The organism is Methylobacterium sp. CB376 (genome assembly GCF_029714205.1).
GTDB lineage: Bacteria > Pseudomonadota > Alphaproteobacteria > Rhizobiales > Beijerinckiaceae > Methylobacterium.
Genome location: NZ_CP121648.1, coordinates 6,171,440 through 6,187,221, shown reverse-complemented (window position 1 = coordinate 6,187,221; position 15,782 = coordinate 6,171,440). Strand labels below are relative to the sequence as shown.

15 protein-coding genes are annotated in these 15,782 nt (G+C 68.3%); 9 read left to right on the top strand and 6 right to left on the bottom strand.

What is annotated here, in order from left to right; all coding sequences use genetic code 11:
* The first annotated feature begins 35 nt into the window (after nt 1-35).
* The 6 genes from QA634_RS28555 to QA634_RS28525 all read left to right on the top strand — a co-directional run bounded on the left by QA634_RS28555 (nt 36) and on the right by QA634_RS28525 (nt 4,992).
* Nucleotides 36-1,568 (top strand): acyl-CoA carboxylase subunit beta, encoded by a 1,533-nt coding sequence (locus QA634_RS28555; protein WP_012335330.1) that lies wholly within the window; start codon nt 36-38, stop codon nt 1,566-1,568.
* A 23-nt stretch (nt 1,569-1,591) separates the two neighbouring features.
* Complete coding sequence (locus QA634_RS28550) at nt 1,592-2,329, top strand: Crp/Fnr family transcriptional regulator (protein ID WP_012335329.1); 738 nt, start codon at nt 1,592-1,594, stop codon at nt 2,327-2,329.
* A 326-nt stretch (nt 2,330-2,655) separates the two neighbouring features.
* Nucleotides 2,656-2,985, top strand: a complete 330-nt coding sequence (locus tag QA634_RS28540; protein WP_012335328.1) for a hypothetical protein — start codon at nt 2,656-2,658, stop codon at nt 2,983-2,985.
* A 141-nt stretch (nt 2,986-3,126) separates the two neighbouring features.
* Nucleotides 3,127-3,534: an integrase core domain-containing protein gene (locus QA634_RS35980; protein WP_083784748.1), complete on the top strand. Its 408-nt coding sequence runs from the start codon at nt 3,127-3,129 to the stop codon at nt 3,532-3,534.
* Nucleotides 3,535-3,967: 433 nt separating this feature from the next.
* The gene (locus tag QA634_RS28530; protein ID WP_265576441.1) at nt 3,968-4,534 is read left to right on the top strand and encodes a DUF2231 domain-containing protein; all 567 of its coding nucleotides are present in this window, start codon (nt 3,968-3,970) and stop codon (nt 4,532-4,534) included.
* 92 nt (nt 4,535-4,626) lie between these two features.
* Nucleotides 4,627-4,992 (top strand): hypothetical protein, encoded by a 366-nt coding sequence (locus tag QA634_RS28525; protein WP_012335326.1) that lies wholly within the window; start codon nt 4,627-4,629, stop codon nt 4,990-4,992.
* A gap of 87 nt (nt 4,993-5,079) precedes the next feature.
* Here the strand turns inward: QA634_RS28525 and QA634_RS28520 are convergent, their stop codons facing one another.
* From QA634_RS28520 to QA634_RS28495, 6 genes are all read right to left on the bottom strand, one after another.
* A complete protein-coding gene (locus tag QA634_RS28520) occupies nt 5,080-5,577 on the bottom strand; it encodes a ferritin-like domain-containing protein (protein ID WP_012335325.1) in 498 nt (165 codons plus the stop codon).
* Nucleotides 5,578-5,675: 98 nt separating this feature from the next.
* Complete coding sequence (locus tag QA634_RS28515; protein ID WP_012335324.1) at nt 5,676-6,179, bottom strand: isoprenylcysteine carboxyl methyltransferase family protein; 504 nt, start codon at nt 6,177-6,179, stop codon at nt 5,676-5,678.
* Nucleotides 6,176-7,234 (bottom strand): type III polyketide synthase, encoded by a 1,059-nt coding sequence (locus QA634_RS28510; protein WP_012335323.1) that lies wholly within the window; start codon nt 7,232-7,234, stop codon nt 6,176-6,178. Before QA634_RS28510 ends, QA634_RS28515 begins: the two co-directional genes overlap by 4 nt.
* Nucleotides 7,235-7,534: 300 nt before the next feature.
* Complete coding sequence (locus QA634_RS28505; protein WP_012335322.1) at nt 7,535-9,178, bottom strand: FAD-dependent monooxygenase; 1,644 nt, start codon at nt 9,176-9,178, stop codon at nt 7,535-7,537.
* 19 nt (nt 9,179-9,197) lie between these two features.
* Nucleotides 9,198-9,707, bottom strand: coding sequence for a ferritin-like domain-containing protein (locus QA634_RS28500; RefSeq protein WP_012335321.1), 510 nt, complete (start codon nt 9,705-9,707; stop codon nt 9,198-9,200).
* Between the two features lie 85 nt (nt 9,708-9,792).
* Entirely contained in the window at nt 9,793-10,197 is a 405-nt protein-coding gene (locus QA634_RS28495) for a PRC-barrel domain-containing protein (RefSeq protein ID WP_012335320.1), read from the bottom strand.
* A 1,023-nt stretch (nt 10,198-11,220) separates the two neighbouring features.
* Between QA634_RS28495 and QA634_RS28490 the strand changes: the two genes are divergently transcribed.
* The 3 genes from QA634_RS28490 to QA634_RS28480 are packed head-to-tail and all read left to right on the top strand — an operon-like array spanning nt 11,221 to nt 15,750.
* Nucleotides 11,221-13,314 carry a hydantoinase/oxoprolinase family protein gene (locus tag QA634_RS28490; RefSeq protein WP_012335319.1) on the top strand — a complete coding sequence of 698 codons (2,094 nt, stop codon included), beginning with the start codon at nt 11,221-11,223 and terminating at the stop codon, nt 13,312-13,314.
* On the top strand, nt 13,311-15,059 hold the full coding sequence (locus tag QA634_RS28485; RefSeq protein WP_012335318.1) for a hydantoinase B/oxoprolinase family protein: 1,749 nt from the start codon (nt 13,311-13,313) through the stop codon (nt 15,057-15,059). The genes QA634_RS28490 and QA634_RS28485 overlap by 4 nt, the downstream gene beginning before the upstream one ends.
* Nucleotides 15,049-15,750, top strand: a complete 702-nt coding sequence (locus tag QA634_RS28480) for a TetR/AcrR family transcriptional regulator (protein ID WP_012335317.1) — start codon at nt 15,049-15,051, stop codon at nt 15,748-15,750. Before QA634_RS28485 ends, QA634_RS28480 begins: the two co-directional genes overlap by 11 nt.
* Nucleotides 15,751-15,782: the final 32 nt, after the last annotated feature.

The window sequence follows — 15,782 nt, the reverse complement described above, 5'->3', positions numbered from 1 at the left end:
GCCTCCGTCATTCTCGAGACATGGGTTGCCACGCCATGAAGGAAATCCTGGCCCGGCTGGAGGATTGCCGCGGGCATGCGCGGCGCGGCGGCGGCGACCGGCGCATCGCCGCCCAACACGGCAAGGGCAAGCTCACGGCGCGGGAGCGCATCGAACTCCTCCTCGACACCGGCTCGTTCGAGGAATTCGACATGTTCGTCCAGCACCGCTCCATCGACTTCGGCATGGAGAGGCAGAAGATCCCGGGCGACGGCGTCGTCACCGGCTGGGGCACCATCAACGGCCGCACCGTCTTCGTCTTCTCCAAGGACTTCACGGTGTTCGGCGGCTCGCTCTCGGAGGCGCACGCCCAGAAGATCATCAAGGTCCAGGACATGGCCCTCAAGATGCGCGCCCCGATCATCGGCCTGTTCGATGCCGGCGGCGCCCGCATCCAGGAGGGCGTCGCCGCGCTCGGCGGCTACGGCGAGGTCTTCAGGCGCAACGTCCTCGCCTCGGGCGTGATCCCGCAGATCTCGGTGATCATGGGGCCGTGCGCCGGCGGCGACGTCTACTCGCCGGCCATGACCGACTTCATCTTCATGGTCCGCGACACCAGCTACATGTTCGTGACCGGCCCGGACGTGGTCAAGACCGTCACCAACGAGGTCGTCACCGCCGAGGAGCTCGGCGGCGCCAAGGTCCACACGGCCAAGTCCTCGATCGCGGACGGCGCCTACGAGAACGACGTCGAGGCGATCCTGCAGATCCGGCGCCTGATGGACTTCCTGCCGGCCAACAACCTCGAGGGCGTGCCGGAGATCGAGAGCTTCGACGACCCCTCCCGGCTCGACAAGAGCCTCGACACCCTGATCCCGGACAACCCCAACAAGCCCTACGACATGGGCGAGCTGATCCGCCGGGTGGTCGACGAGGGCGACTTCTTCGAGATCCAGGCGGCCTTCGCGCGCAACATCATCACGGGCTTCGGGCGGATCGAGGGGCGCACGGTCGGGCTGGTCGCCAACCAGCCGATGGTGCTGGCCGGCGTGCTCGACGCGGACGCCTCGCGCAAGGCGGCCCGCTTCGTGCGCTTCTGCGACGCGTTCGGCATCCCGATCGTCACCTTCGTGGACGTGCCGGGCTTCCTGCCCGGGACGGCGCAGGAATATGGCGGGCTCATCAAGCACGGCGCCAAGCTGCTCTTCGCCTACAGCCAGGCGACGGTGCCGCTCGTCACCGTCATCACCCGCAAGGCCTTCGGCGGTGCCTACGCCGTCATGGCCTCCAAGCACATCGGCGGGGACGTGAACTACGCCTGGCCGAGCGCGCAGATCGCCGTGATGGGCGCCAAGGGCGCGGTCGAGATCATCTTCCGGCAGGACATGGGCGATCCCGACAAGATCGCGGCGCGCACGGCCGAGTACGAGGAGCGCTTCATGTCGCCGTTCGTGGCGGCGGAGCGGGGCTACATCGACGAGGTGATCATGCCCCACTCGACCCGCCGCCGGGTGGCGCGGGTCCTGGCCATGCTGCGTCCCAAGAGGGTGGAGCAGCCCTGGAAGAAGCACGACACCATCCCGCTCTGAGAGGCCCGGACCCGCGCACGACCATGTACGACATCGAGAGCAGCCCGATCTCGGCGCTGATCCGCAAGCTCACGGTGCGGACCGTGCTGTCCCGGGAGGACCAGGCAGCCCTGGCGTCCCTTCCCGTCCGCGTTCGCCGTGTCGGACCGGGGGCAGAGATCGTTCGCGCTGGCGACCTGCCGTCCTCCTGCTGCGTGGTTCTCGACGGCTGGCTGTGCAGCTACCGCGAGGGCGGGTCGAGACGATCGGTGTTGTCGTTCCACCTGCCTGGAGACTTGTGCAATGCATGCAGCCTGATGCTGCCGCTCGCAGAGGAAGCGATCGGCAGCGTGACCGAGGCCACGCTCGGGTTCGTGCCGCACGACGACCTGTTCGCCGCAATGGCGAGCAGCCCCCGTCTCGCCACGGCGTTGTGGCGCGAGACGCTGATCGCCGCCCGGATCCGCTCCGAACTGGCGCACCGATCGTCCCACGACCGTCCGTCGCTCGCCTTCGCGAAACTGCTATGCGAATTCTCCCTCCGTCTCACGATGTCCCATTCAGATCGCTCCGCAAAATCAGTGATTCCTCTCGCGAAAGCGCAATTTTGCTCTGCGTTAGGTTTGAATGATGTTTCCTTCGACTCGGCAATCGAGAGACTTATTGCTGATCGAGAGATTAGGGTGAACAATAATGAACTCGAAGTCGTTGATGTGAGAAGTCTGCTCAGATATGTCGATGATGACTTCGCTTACATCTGCGCTTTTCGACAGGCATCCTAGGTTCGATCTCGGTGTGCCGGCAGGCTGATCCGCCTGAGCGATTCGCCGATCCCTCGGCTCAATCCCAAAGCAATTCTCTGGATGTGAGCCGCGGCAAAGACGTGTGAGCGAGGCTTTATTGTAGAACGATGTCGAGAATTCAATCCTGTTGTCCATGCCGGTCAGCGACGGCAGTCTTTCGCGTTCGGGCTCTCGCATGCTTAGATGCGCCACCGGCGCGTCGTCGGTCGCTCTGCCAGGACGTGAGACGTCGAGCGTGACGCCGGTCTCGCAGGACCGGCGATCGAGCGCCTTCGAGACCCAGTCAGGGCCCTTGCCGACCTTGCATGGACAGCCCGCAGAACGCCGCCACGGGTCAGCAGAAAGTTCTTGCCGATAGAGCTGTCGAGCTTGGAACGCAGCTTCCGGCGCTGGCGTTGCCACTCAACATCTTGCAACGTGCTCTCGAGGTACCGATGGGTGACGCGGGTTTGATCTACTGGCTGGCTTTCTCAACCTTCGCGCTCGTGTTCGCAGTGCTGATCTGGCAGCGAGTCCAGGTGCACCGGGCCAAGCAGACCGGCGAGCGCTCCACCTTCACCGACACGCACGGTGGAGAGCCTCGGCCTCAGGTTGGGCTGGGGCACACCCAGATGGAGGCTCAACGGCGAGGCTGAGCCTCTCCGGATGGGCGAGCAGGCCGTGGCCGTCGTCGCCCGCTGAGCGCTCCTGCGCGGAGCACCGGGTGCGACTCAGGTCGATCACGGGCCTGAGGTCGTCTCGACGTCTCGCGTCCTGGCAAGCCGACCGACAAAGCGCTGGCGGCGTCGCTCAACGGCCGCCCGCGGGACGAGTGCCTGAACGCGAACCGGTTCTCGTCGTTGGCCGATGCCCGGGCCCAGATCGGGGCGTGGCGGCGGCCCGGGAGGCCGCCTAACGAGACCCGGAGGCCCACCCTCCGGCCGGACCAGGATCCGGGGGACCGCCACCCAGCTCTTCGGGGTCGGTCCACCGGGAGCGGCCATCCGGGCTCGAGGCCCGCGGCTTCGATCCGCGGGCCTCCTCCGCGCGGACGCCCGCACCCTGAACGATCCGCGTTCTCACGCGGCCTCGACCCTGAGCGGCCAATCGCGACGCTTGACGGAAATGTCCGGTTGCGGCGAGCATCACGGATAGGCGTTGTTCATGGATGGCGCGAGACGGCGTGCTCCTATTTGCCGCACTAACCATTCTGTGATCCGCCACAATGCCGCAGCGCTATTGTGAGCAACGCGCGCGGTACTGCTAGGCTGGAACAGTGCATCTAGGTGCGAGTTGGTGGCTCACGCACTGCATGCCAGCATCAATATGCGACGAAGTGACAGCGTCCGGCCGCAATCAGGGCCCGGGAACGGCTTGGTCCCGAGATGAGGATGCTCCGAGTGGCAAGCGTGCGGATATGCTCACTCAGGAAATCGGCGGACATCCTGACGGCGGCCGCCTGAATGTGATTACAATAAGCAATTCGACGCGAGAATACCGAGCATAGCAATTTATTCTTCCAAACACAAATGCATGTCTTTCCAAGTTTCGTAAGGAAATTCGGACAAGTGTGATCTCTGCAATGATGCGTCGCGCGCAATTTATGCGGCGACGGTGAAATATAAAAGGAGAAATATGATGAATCTACACGTCACGCCGGCTCAACGCATGTATTCTCAGCTCACTCCGGAACGGGACGGAGACCGCGCCAATCCGACGCGAGGTCTACCGAGCACGGCCGCGATTGTCGGCCACCCTGTCCACCCGATGATGATCCCGTTTCCAATCGCGTTTCTGACCAGCGCGCTCCTGACCGACATCGCCGCACGTGCAACGCGCGATCCGTTCTGGGCGCGCGCGTCGAAGCTCCTGCTGGGAGCTGGGATCGCGTCCGGAGTGGCCGCCGGCGCGGTCGGCGCGATCGACTACCTCACGATCCGCCGGGCGCGACAGAAGCCGGCCGGCCGCCTGCATGCCTACGGCAACGCCGCGGCCCTGGCCCTCGCCGCTGCGAACCTCGCCCGGCGGTCTGGCCGCGATCGCGACCAGGCCGGCGATGCAACCGACGTCGCCCTGTCGGGCGCAACGGCGGCATTGCTCGGCATCACGGGCTGGGCCGGCGCGGAACTCTCCTACCGCCACATGGTCGGCGTGGATGGTCATGCCGACCAGCACACTGACGAGGAGAAGCGCGTGGTGTCCTGAGGAGCATGCCACCGTCCTGCACAGCGAAGCCGCGGGCACGCGGATCAACCGCCCAGCCCGCTCGTTGACGGGCTGATTCATGAGGATTTTCGATGCGCGCTTCTCTTGTTCTTGTTCTTGCAACCGCAGCCTCGATCCTGGCGAACGCGCCGGGCGCACAGGCCTCCTCGTGCTCTGAACAGATCGCGACGATCGAGCGGCGCCTCGACAGTGCCGGTGCCGAGCGGGTGACCGGCCGGGAGCCTCCGGGCGGCCCAACGTCCTCGAACTCACCGAAGGCCCTGGACAAGCCGCCGGAGACGAAGCCCTCGGACCGGACGCTTCAGCCCTCCGCATCGGGCGTTCAGGAGGCGCGCGAACTCGTTCGGAAAGCGCGCGCGCAGCAGCAGGCAGGTGACGAGAAGGGCTGCAACGATACGATGACTCGCGCCAAGGAGAAAGCCGGCGCCCTGCCATAAGGCACGGCGGAAATTCGCGCGATCTGGCCTTATCATCTGAGAGCGGGCCGGCCTTGTCGAGGTCGGCCCGCTGCCTGTTCGGGGCGGTTACTTGGCGGCGACTTGCTGCAGGCTCTCGGCCAGCTTGGTCGCGTACGCGTCGCCCTTGTAGATTTCCGCGGTGGCCTGCTTCAGCTTCGCCGCGTCCTCTGACTGGCCCAGCGCCTGAGCGTACGCGGCAGCCGTCCCGAACCCCGCCAGGCCGTAATGCGTCATGCGCTGGTACTGGGCGATCAGCACCACGTCGCGCAGCCTGCCATCCTGCGGCGCCTCCTGCGAGCCGTGCTTTTGCGCCTCGGCGACGAGGCCGGCCATGCCCTTGCAGTATTCAGGCTCCGCCCGCCCGCCGGCTCGCTCAATCAGGCTGCGCAGGGTCTCGGAGTGCTTGGTGATGCCCCCGACGGAATGCTCGAGCATCTGCTTCAGTTTCGGGTCGCTCGCTTGGCTCGTCAGCTGCCTGATGGCGCCTGCCATTTGGTCGTTTGCCGACCAGAGATCCTTCAGCTCGTCCAGGTATACCTCTTTGAGGCGGCTCGGTGCGGCCATGGCACGGCTCCTTCATGAGGTGAAATGCTCGATCAACCGCGCGCACGAACCCGTGTTCCGCCTCACGCGCGCGGGGCAGGATCCATTGGTCGGCGCCGCTATCGGGGAGCGACGCGGACTGTGCCCAGGGCCGCGTTCTCGGCGCGAATGCGGATCGCCAGCACAGCCGCATTGAGGATGCTGAATACGATCGCGTAGCCGATGAGGCCGAACGCGAGTGGCAGCGCCGCGATCTCGCCCGTCACGACGGCGTAGTTCGGATGCGAGAACAGGCGGTAGGGCCCGCGCCGCACCAGCGGTGCCTGCGGGAGCACGATGATCCGCGTCGTCCAGCGCTCTCCCAAGCTGGCCAGCACCCAGAGCCTGCCGGCCTGCAGCAGGATGAACACGGAGAGCCAGGTCGGATCCACGGGTTGTGACCAAGCCAGGAGCCAGAGCCCGGCGAGCCAAGCGGCGTGAAGGACGACGATCAGCCCGTAATGTTCCGGCGCCACCTCGACACCGCCCCGCGACAGGAGACGCCGCGTGTTCCGGCGCGCCAGCACGAGTTCGCCCAGCCGTTGCAGCGTGACCAGTGCAAGGACCAGGATCGCGGCCGTCACGACGGGCTCCTCAGCGAGGCGCAACTCGCCGTGAACCCTGGTCCCATCGCGGTCAGCACCGAGCGGGGCGGCAGACCGGCCTTGCGGGCGCGGTCGAGCACGAACAGCACGGTGGGGGCTGACATGTTGCCGAACTCCGACAGAACCGCGCGCTCGTGGTCGAGCGCGCCCTGGCCGATCGCGAGGCTGCGCTCAAGTGCCGTGATGACCTTGGTCCCGCCCGCGTGGCAGATGAACCGGTCGACCTGCTCGGGACCGAGCTGCCAGCGCTTGAGCAGGCCGAGGACCGCCGGGCCCACATTCGCCTCCGCGAAGGGCGGGATGGCGCGGGCGAAGATGACGCCGAAGCCGGCCTCCTCGACGTCCCAGCCCATGATGTCGAGCGTGTCCGGCCAGGTGTGATCGCCCGTCGCCTCCACCTCGGCCACGCCGGCGTCCCCGCCCGCGCGCAGGATGCACGCCGCGGCCCCGTCCCCGAACAGGGCGGTGGCGACGATGCTGGCCTTGGTGAGCTTGTCGAGGCGGAAGGCCAGCGTGCAGAGCTCGACGGTGACGAACAGCACGTTGGAGCCTGGGCGGCTCTCGGCCAACCGGCTCGCGACCGCGAGTCCCGAGACGCCGCCGCCGCACCCGAGCCCGAAGACCGGAACCCGCATGACATCGTGGCGCAGGCCGAGCCGCTGCAGGACGCGTGCCTCCAGGCTCGGCGTCGCGATGCCGGTCGACGACACTGTGACCACGGCATCGACGTCCCGGGCGAGGAGCTCCGCCTCGTCCAGCGCCTTCGTGGCGGCCTCGGCGAACAGGTCCTCCGCACCCCGCAGGTACGCGGCCGTCCGTTCCGGCCAGCCGCGCGCCTGCATGTACCAGTCGATCGGCTGAACGGAATGCCGCTTGTGGATGCCCGTGGTGGCGAACACGCGCGACAGTCGGTCGAACTCGCCGTAGCGTTCGGAGAACAGGGTGCTGGCCATCTCGGCAACGTCCGTCTGGCGAAGGACGTGGGGTGGGACCGCGGTCGCCAGCGACAGAAGCCGTGCGCGTGTGGACGTCATGCGGCGGATCCTCGGAGAGGCAGCTTGGGAGTGGAACGCTGCCCTCCGATCCGGGGCGGCCATTCCAATCGGCCAACAAGGAGGAGGGCACAATGTTTCTGCCGCGACGATTTAGCGTCGAAGACGAGATCGGGCCGGAACGGAGCCGACCTGGACCTCGGCCCGGTCGGTCGCGGCGGGCCGGAGGCCGCGCACGCTCGGCGCGTGCGCCAGGGTGATGAGGGGGTGCGTCGCCGAACGAGCCGAGAGCCGCGGGCACGGTCGTGGTCGGGCCACGGGCGGCTCGTCCATCCGACGGTCCTAGTGGTGGGGTGAGTCGCGGCACAGCGACCCGTCATCGGCGCTCGCGTCCGCGGCTGCCGGGGCGGTGGGCCCGCTTGGGGACGGCCCGACGAGCCAACGCGCAGCGTACCGCTGAAGACGCGCGAGGTCCCGGCGCTGCGCGATCAGTGCCACGTGCCGATCCGGCCGGACCAGGACGAGGCTTGCGCGTGGAAGGATCATCCTGGCGGAAGCGGGCGCGACCCGGATCCGGATGGTGTCGCTCCAGGGAGCGAGCAGGGAGCGGATCGCGGCATGCTCCGCCGCCGACGCGTCGAGCGGCAGCAGGAGTGTCCAGGAGCGGTAGTCGAGGCAGCCGTGGAGGCGGTCGGGCGTATCGCCCTCGCCGGCGTCGGGAAGACGGTCGCCCGGACGCAGTCCCCGCGGCGCTCGCGCCGGGGCGGTCGTGCCTCCGGCCAGCGGGCCGTCACGGTGATGGTCGTCGACGTCGCTCACCGCGCGCTCGACCCACCGGATCGGGGCGGAATGCGCTAGCGCCGCCCACAGGGCGCCCTCCCGCAGGAGGAGGCCGGGTCGCGAACTCGGCGTCTCGACGAGATTGTAGCGCATCAGGCTCAGGAAGCGCCTCACGCTGGCGCGCTGCTCGTCCTCGTAGCTGTCGAGCAGCAGGTCCGGGGCTCGCTTTCCGTGAACGGCGGCCAGCTTCCAGGCAAGATTGTGGGCGCCCCGCAATCCCAGGCTCATGCCGTGGCCGCCGAGCGACGACCACACGTGCGCCGCGTCGCCCGCGAGGAGCACGCGACCCCGGCGCATCCGGGCGGCGAGGCGGGTCTGGAAACGCGCGCGGTTGAACCAGGTCGCCCGTTCGAGCCGGATCTCGGGCGTCCCCGCAACCCGCGCGATCAGCGCCTCGGCCTCCGCCAGCGACGGCGGCGCGTGCGCGTCCGGATCCGGGTCGGTCGCGTAGCAGAAGAAGCGGCAGGAGCCCTCCGCAACGGGAAAGCAGCCGAGGCACGCGCCGGGGGCGAGGAAATAGTAGCCCTCGCGCGCGTTGGCCGGGTGCCGCCAGCGGGGGACGGCGTTGACCTGCAGGATCTGCAGATCAGGGACGCGGTGCCCTTCGAACGCGATCCCGAGGCGATCCCGCACGAGGCTGCGGGAGCCGTCGCAGCCGACCAGCCAGGCGCTGCGCCACGGGCGGGCCCGCCCGGCGGAATCGGCGAGCATCGTCGTCACACCGCACGGATCGGGCGAGAGGTCGCGCGCCTCGCATCCCCACGCGACCTCGGCCCCGAGCGCGCGCAAGCGGCCTTCGAGGAGGCGCTCCGTCACGTGCTGCTCGATCAGGAGCGGGGTCGGGTAGGCGCTGGCGACGGAGCCCAGCTGGGCGGCTCCGAGGCGCCGGCCCTGCCCGTAGAAGTGCACCGTGCGGAGCGCGTTGGCCGCCTCCGACACGGCGGCCCCGAGGCCCAGGTCGTCGAGCACCTCGGCCCCGCGCGGCCAGATCACGGCGGCGCGGGGTTCGTTCTTCGGGCCTCGTGCCCGGTCGACAACGCGCACCGACAGCCCGTGCAGCCGAAGACCGATCGCAAGAGCCAGCCCGACCGGGCCGGCCCCGACGATGAGGACGTCGCTGTCCAGATCGACACGGAGGTCGCGCATCGGTCGGCGCCGGGCCGGCTCAGCTGTCGGCCTTCGCGCCCGCCGTCGTGCGCTCGATGTAGGCGCGGGTCACGGACTCGATGAGGCCGTCGACGCGCTGCGCCGCCTGCTTCTCCTCCTCGAGGGACTTGCGGAACAGGGGCGCGTGCTCAGGGTGACCCGCGGCCTCAGCGATGACGATCAGCGAGCGATAGGCGGCGATCTGGTCGTACTGGTAGGCGTAGCCCGCGTAGAGGTTCTTGAGTGTCTCATCCTGGGCCAAGGCGTGCACGGCTGCGCCGATCTTGCCGGCGGTGTTGGTGACCGTCTCCTTCAGGGTCGAGGCGCTGGCGTCGAGAGCTGAGAGCGCCTGCTCGACTCTTCTGATCTGCTCGCGCGTGATGCCGACATGCGCCTGCAGGGTCTTCGCGTACTCGGGGTAGTGCTCAAGACCGGTGAGCTGATGCTCCATCTGGCTGAGGCCTTGGGTTTCGAGAGCGTGTGTATTGCGCAGAGCGGTCGTGTAGATCGAGCTGATGTCGGTAGCCATACATTTCTCCATAGATGCAGTGATGCCCGCGTTGATCGGCTGCGCGAGGCATGATTTGCTGGAAAGTCAATGCGGTGAATTGACTTTACCGCTTGAACTTGCCCTCGTATTTGAATTCCGGAGCAGATTTAAGTTGATCTTTGCTCGCGCCAACGATGGCCTTCCACTTTTTATTCTCCTCGTCGTAGCCAAGGGAGATGGAGTTCGGCTGGACGGCAACGTAGCGCTCGCCCATGCCGAGGAAGCCGCCGACCGAAACGATGTATCCTTTCAGCTGGCCACTCTCAAGGACAAGATCTTTGATCTCGCCAACTGTATTCTGCTGCCCATCGACGACGTTGAGGCCGATGAGACTGTAGCTGAGCACGGCATCCTGAGGGACGGTGATGAACTCGGGCCCGCGCGTGGGGACCTTCTGATTGTCGTCCACCGCAAAGGCCGGCGTCGCCATGGCGGCGGTTAAAGCAATGGCCAGGAATGAACGTCGCATGCGAGGCTCCTGTCGTTGAAGATTGATCGGCTCTCCAATCCATCAGACATGCTCTCGTTCCGGCCTGCGACCTTCTGTGCATCTACTTTCCGCCCAACATCATTCGCGTTTCCATTTACGTCTTAAATAGATGCTATGTAGGCACCTGCTTACCCGCATTTGCCAATAAATCTTATCATATGAGGCAAAGCGAATAACATATGCGCAACAATGGCGCATGTCTGATCCAGATCATCGACAGGAGTGCAAAGTCACGCCGAAGCGTCTCATGCAAATCATCAGCTTTGTTGCAAAATTATCCGTGCGGAAGTGGTCAGATCATGGCGTAAGCCGCGGCAGTCGGATTGCGGAAAATGTGATGCCAGTTCCATTTGGCCCGAGAGATCTCTGGGCAGCCGAAGGACAGGGCGGTCGCGATGAGCGGCGGGTTGGCGGCCAGCCTGCCGAACACGGTTCCGCCCCGTGCCGGCCGGGGTGCCTTGCCTCCGTGGCGAGGGCACGGAGACGGTTCTGAGCCGTGACGGCGCATTCGCTGTCGTGAGCCGATGGACGATCCTGGTGTGCTGCCGAGGCTGCTGCGAGCGGCAGGCGTGCCCATCCCCGGCCACGTCCGATCGTGACGACCCATCTCGTCATCGGAGGACCGGCGGTTGGCGGGAAAGCGGATGGCCGCTGCACCGGGCGACGTCGCGGACAGGGTCAGCCACGGCCAAGCCTGCACGGTCATCGAGCCATCCTTCCCGGAGAAGTCGGCCAGAGCTGCTGGCCACCCCGGCACAATTGTCTCGCGGTCCACCTGTTTCGGCGTGAGGCAATTCGCCGCCCGCCGGCATGCGCCGGGGCGCCCGCCGGCAACCTCGAGCCGAACCGTCCGGTGTGCCGGCACGAGGCTCGCGAGGCGCGCTTGGCCCGCCGGCCCGATCCCGACCCGCCGCCTCGGCTGCGGCGGGCCGCGTGCGCTCCTTGACACTCCAGCTTCGGCGCCGCATAGTTAACTAACTGGTTAGTTAGAAGAGGTTCCCGATGGGCTCGCGCTCCTCCGACGCCAGCGTCCGCGTGGCCGTCGATATCGGCGGCACCTTCACGGACATCGCCCTGCTCGACGCGGCGGGCACCGTCCATCAGAGCAAGCTCTCCTCGACCCTGGACGATCCCAGCCGGGCCGTCGTGGCCGGTGTCGCCGCGCTGCTGGCGGAGCTCGGGATCGCGCCCTCGCAAGTCGCCGAAGTCCTTCACGGCACCACGGTCGGCTCCAACACGATCCTTCAGCGCACGGGGGCGAGGACGGGGCTGATCACGACGCGAGGGTTCCGCGACGTGCTGGAGATCGGGCGCATCCGCATGCCCGACATGTTCGATCTGACCTGGGACAAGCCGAAGCCGCTGGTCTCCCGTCGCCACCGGCTGGAGGTGGACGAGCGCGTCGCCGCCGACGGCTCCATCGTGCGGCCCCTCAGCGAGGCCGACGTCGTCGCCGCCGGCCGCCAGCTCAGCGAGGCCGGGATCGAGGCGGTCGCCGTCGCCTTCATCAACAGCTACCGCAACGCCGCGCACGAGCGGCGCGCCGAGGCGATCCTGCGCGAGCAGTTCCCCCACCTGCTGGTCACCAGCTCCTGCACGGTCCTGCCCGAGATGAAGGAGTACGAGCGGACCAGCACGACGGTCGTGAACGCCTACCTGCTCGCGGCCATGCGCGCCTACCTGCACGCCCTGGAGCGCGGGCTGCGCGGGATCGGCGTCGGGGCGCCCATCCTGGTCATGACCTCGAACGGCGGGATGCTGGCCGCGCGCGCGACCCTGGAGAGGCCGGTGATGGTGGTGGCGTCGGGGCCGGCCGGCGGCGTCGCGGGCGCGGCGCGCCTCGGCCACGCGCGCGGCGACCGCGACATCATCGTGTTCGACATGGGCGGCACGACCGCCAAGGCGGTGATCGTCGAGGACGGCCGCCCGACCATGACGTCCGAGTACGAGTTTCGGGACGGGATCTCGACCTCGAGCCGCTTCATCAAGGCCGGCGGCTACATGCTCAAGGTCCCGGCGATCGACATCGCGGAGGTCGGCGCAGGCGGCGGCTCGATCGCCGCCATCGACGAGGGCGGCCTGCTCGTCGTCGGCCCCCACTCGGCGGGCGCGGTGCCCGGGCCGGCCTGCTACGGCCTCGGCAACGCGCGCCCGACCGTCACCGACGCCAACGTCGTCCTCGGGTTCATCAATGCGAGTGCGCTCGCCGGCGGCCGCCTGGCGATCAGCAGGGAACTGAGCGAGCGGGCGATCCGCGACCACGTGGGCGATCCGCTCGGCCTCGCGGTCGCCGACGCCGCGCACGGGGTGCGCGCGGTCGCCAACGCCGCCATGGCCCGCGCCGTGCGGGCCGTGACGATCGAGCGCGGCCGCGATCCCCGCGACTTCACGCTGATGGCGTTCGGCGGGAACGGCGGCGTGCACGCGCCCGACCTCGCGCGTCAGCTCGGGATCGGACGCGTGGTCGTCCCTCCCCTCTCGGGGGTGTTCTGCGCGGTCGGCATGCTGGCCTCCGACACCGAGCACACGGCCCTCGCCGTGGTCGCGCGCCGCCTCGACGCGATGGATGCCGGGGACCTCGCCGCGGCCAAGGCCGCCCTGGAGGCCGACGTCGCGGAGCGTCTTGCCCAGGACGGCTACCCGGAGGCGCGGCGGCACCTGCTCTGGGAAGCCGACCTCCGGCACGAGGGTCAGGCCACCGAGCTGACCGTCCCGTTCGAGGGCGAGGACCTCGCCGCGCTCGAGGAGCGGTTCGTGGCGGAATACGTGAAGACCTACGGCTACCGGGACGCGACGCCGATCGAGTTCATGAAGCTGCGGGTCGTCGGCCGGGGGCTGCGGGAGAAGCGCCTCGCCTTCGACGCCATGGCGATCGCCCCGCGCGCGGGCGCCGCCGGCCGGGGCACCCGCGCGGTCTCCTTCGCGCGCGGCGAGGAGCCCAGGCTCGTCGAGGTGGTCGGCCGCGATGCCCTCGGCGCGACGGCCCGGCCGGGACCGCTCGTCGTCGAGGAGTTCGACGCGACCATCGTCGTCCCGCCCGACGCCAGCATCCGCAAGGACGCGATCGGCTGCATCGTCCTGGAGTTCAGCGCATGAACGTCGACCCGATCACCTTCGCGGTCATCAAGAGCGGCCTCGACGCGATCGCCGACGACATGGCCTACACGGTCGTGCGCATCGCCCGCTCCGAGATCGTCAAGGACGTGATGGACTTCTCGGCGGCCCTGTGCGCCGCCGACGGCCAGATGGTGGCGCAGGCCAAGACGATCGCGCAGCATCTCGGCGCCATTCCGGAAGCCATGCAGGCGGTGCTGGCCAGGTTCGACGGCGACCTGCACGACGGCGACGTCGTCATCATGAACGACCCCTATCACGGGGGCATGCACCTGCCGGACATCTTCATGTTCGTGCCGATCTTCCACGGCGGCAAGCGCCGGGCCTTCGCGGTCGTGATCTGCCATCACACCGATGTCGGGGGCCGCGTTCCCGGGTCGAACGCCTCCGATTCGACCGAGATCTACCAGGAGGGCCTGCGCATCCCGCCGCTGAAGCTCTACGAGCGCGGCACCCTCAACACCACCCTCGAGGCGCTGATCAGGATCAACGTCCGCGTTCCCGACCGGGTCTGGGGGGACCTCTCGGCGCAGTTCGCGGCCGCGCAGGTCGGCAGGCGCGCCCTCGAGAAGCTGATGCAGCGCTACGGGGCGGACGAGGTCGACGCCTACATGCAGGAGCTGCTCGACTACGCCGAGCGCATGACGCGCGCCGAGATCCGGACCTGGCCGAGGGGCACCTGGCACTTCACCGACCACATCGACGACGACGGCTTCTCGGACGCGCCCATCCCGATCCGGGTCGCCATCACGGTGAGGGACGACGGCTCCCTGCTCGTCGACTACGCGGGCTCGTCGCCGCAGGTGAGGGGCGCGATCAACGCGACGCTGAGCTTCACCCACTCGCTGACCTACCTCTCCGTCCGCTGCGTCCTCGCCAAGGAGGTGCCGAACAACGTCGGCATGTTCCGCTGCGTGAGCGTCCGGGTGCCGGAGGCCTCGATCCTCAACCCCGTGATGCCTGGTCCCTGCGCGGCCCGGGCCCTCACCGGCTACCGCGTCTTCGACACCATGCTCGGCGCCCTGGCGCAGATCGTTCCGGACAAGGTTCCGGCGGCCGGCGAGGGCGGGAACAGCGTGATCTGCATCTCCGGCCTCAGGCCGAACCGGCAGCCCTTCATCATCGTCGACATGATCTGCGGAGCCTGGGGCGGACGACCGAACAAGGACGGACTGGAGGCGGTGACCAACGCGTCGCAGAACCTGTCCAACATGCCGGTCGAGATCATGGAGGCCGAGCATCCGGTCCGGATCGAGGAGTACGCGTTCGTCCCGGACAGTTGCGGGGCCGGCCGCTACCGCGGCGGCGTGGGCGTGCGGCGCAGCTACCGGATCCTCGCGGACGAGGCGCTCCTGCAGATGCGGACCGACCGGGTGAAGCACCGGCCCTACGGCCTGGCGGGGGGTGAGCCGGGCGGTCCGTCGCGCAACGCCATGGAGGTCGACGGCGAGCGCCGCCTTCTCCCCGGCAAGATCACGACGCGGGTCGGCAGGGGCACGCTCATCGTCCACGAGCAGGCCGGGGCCGGCGGATTCGGTGACCCGCTCGACCGCGACGCCGCGGCGATCCTGGAGGATTGCCTCGACGGCAAGATCTCCGCGGCCTTCGCGGAGCGGCATTTCGGCGTGGTGATCGCGCGGGGGACCGTCGACGAGGCCGCGACGCGCCACCTGCGCGCGTCGCGGCGGGCCGCGCCGCTGCCGGGGGCCGTCCCCGATGGGCGCTGAGTCCGCCCCGCCGGCCCACAGGCCGGCGCGCAATGCCGAGGAGACGCGCGCGCGCATCCTGGACACGGCGCGGCGGGAATTCGTCACGCATGGGCTCAACGGGGCCCGCGTCGACCGCATCGCCGCGCAGGCGGGCGTCAACAAGAACCTGATCTACCACTACTTCGGTTCCAAGGAGTCCCTCTACCTCGAAATTCTCGAACGCATCTATGCCGGCCTGCGCACCCGTCAGCGCGACGAATCCTTGCGGGACCTGCCGCCCGCGGCCGCGATGGCGGCCCTCGTCGCCAACACGTTCGACCACTTGGTGTCGACGCCCGATCTCATCCGCCTGATGAGCATCGAGAACATCCATTTCGGCCAGCACCTGAAGCGCTCGACCTCGGTCAAGCCGCTCTACCGCAACCTCCTCGACACGATCGATGAGATCCTCAAGCGCGGCCAGGCCGCGGGGACGTTCCGCCACAACGTCGATGCCGTCGACCTCTACCTGTCGATCTCGGGTCTCGCCTACTTCTTCCTGTCGAACCAGCACACGCTGTCCTGGCTGCTCGACCGCGACTTCATGGCCGGCGAGCGGGTGGCGGTGCGTCGGCGGCACGTGGTGGAGATGGTGCTCAGCTACCTCACGGGCGCCCGGTCGGACCTGTCCCCGGCGGCCGCGCACGAGGGACCGGAGGTCGGTCCGTGAGGGGCCTCCCGCGGGCCGGCCCCGGCCCCGGG

Bases quoted from the DNA above. Each gene is read 5' to 3' on its own strand.
- QA634_RS28510 (WP_012335323.1), bottom strand. From the start codon at position 7,234: ATGACGTCCACACGCGCACGGCTTCTGTCGCTGGCGACCGCGGTCCCA.
- QA634_RS28525 (WP_012335326.1), top strand. From the start codon at position 4,627: ATGCGCGCTTCTCTTGTTCTTGTTCTTGCAACCGCAGCCTCGATCCTG.
- QA634_RS28490 (WP_012335319.1), top strand. From the start codon at position 11,221: ATGGGCTCGCGCTCCTCCGACGCCAGCGTCCGCGTGGCCGTCGATATC.
- QA634_RS28550 (WP_012335329.1), top strand. From the start codon at position 1,592: ATGTACGACATCGAGAGCAGCCCGATCTCGGCGCTGATCCGCAAGCTC.
- QA634_RS28540 (WP_012335328.1), top strand. From the start codon at position 2,656: ATGGACAGCCCGCAGAACGCCGCCACGGGTCAGCAGAAAGTTCTTGCC.
- QA634_RS28495 (WP_012335320.1), bottom strand. From the start codon at position 10,197: ATGCGACGTTCATTCCTGGCCATTGCTTTAACCGCCGCCATGGCGACG.
- QA634_RS28555 (WP_012335330.1), top strand. From the start codon at position 36: ATGAAGGAAATCCTGGCCCGGCTGGAGGATTGCCGCGGGCATGCGCGG.
- QA634_RS28505 (WP_012335322.1), bottom strand. From the start codon at position 9,178: ATGCGCGACCTCCGTGTCGATCTGGACAGCGACGTCCTCATCGTCGGG.
- QA634_RS28500 (WP_012335321.1), bottom strand. From the start codon at position 9,707: ATGGCTACCGACATCAGCTCGATCTACACGACCGCTCTGCGCAATACA.
- QA634_RS28530 (WP_265576441.1), top strand. From the start codon at position 3,968: ATGAATCTACACGTCACGCCGGCTCAACGCATGTATTCTCAGCTCACT.
- QA634_RS28520 (WP_012335325.1), bottom strand. From the start codon at position 5,577: ATGGCCGCACCGAGCCGCCTCAAAGAGGTATACCTGGACGAGCTGAAG.
- QA634_RS28480 (WP_012335317.1), top strand. From the start codon at position 15,049: ATGGGCGCTGAGTCCGCCCCGCCGGCCCACAGGCCGGCGCGCAATGCC.
- QA634_RS28485 (WP_012335318.1), top strand. From the start codon at position 13,311: ATGAACGTCGACCCGATCACCTTCGCGGTCATCAAGAGCGGCCTCGAC.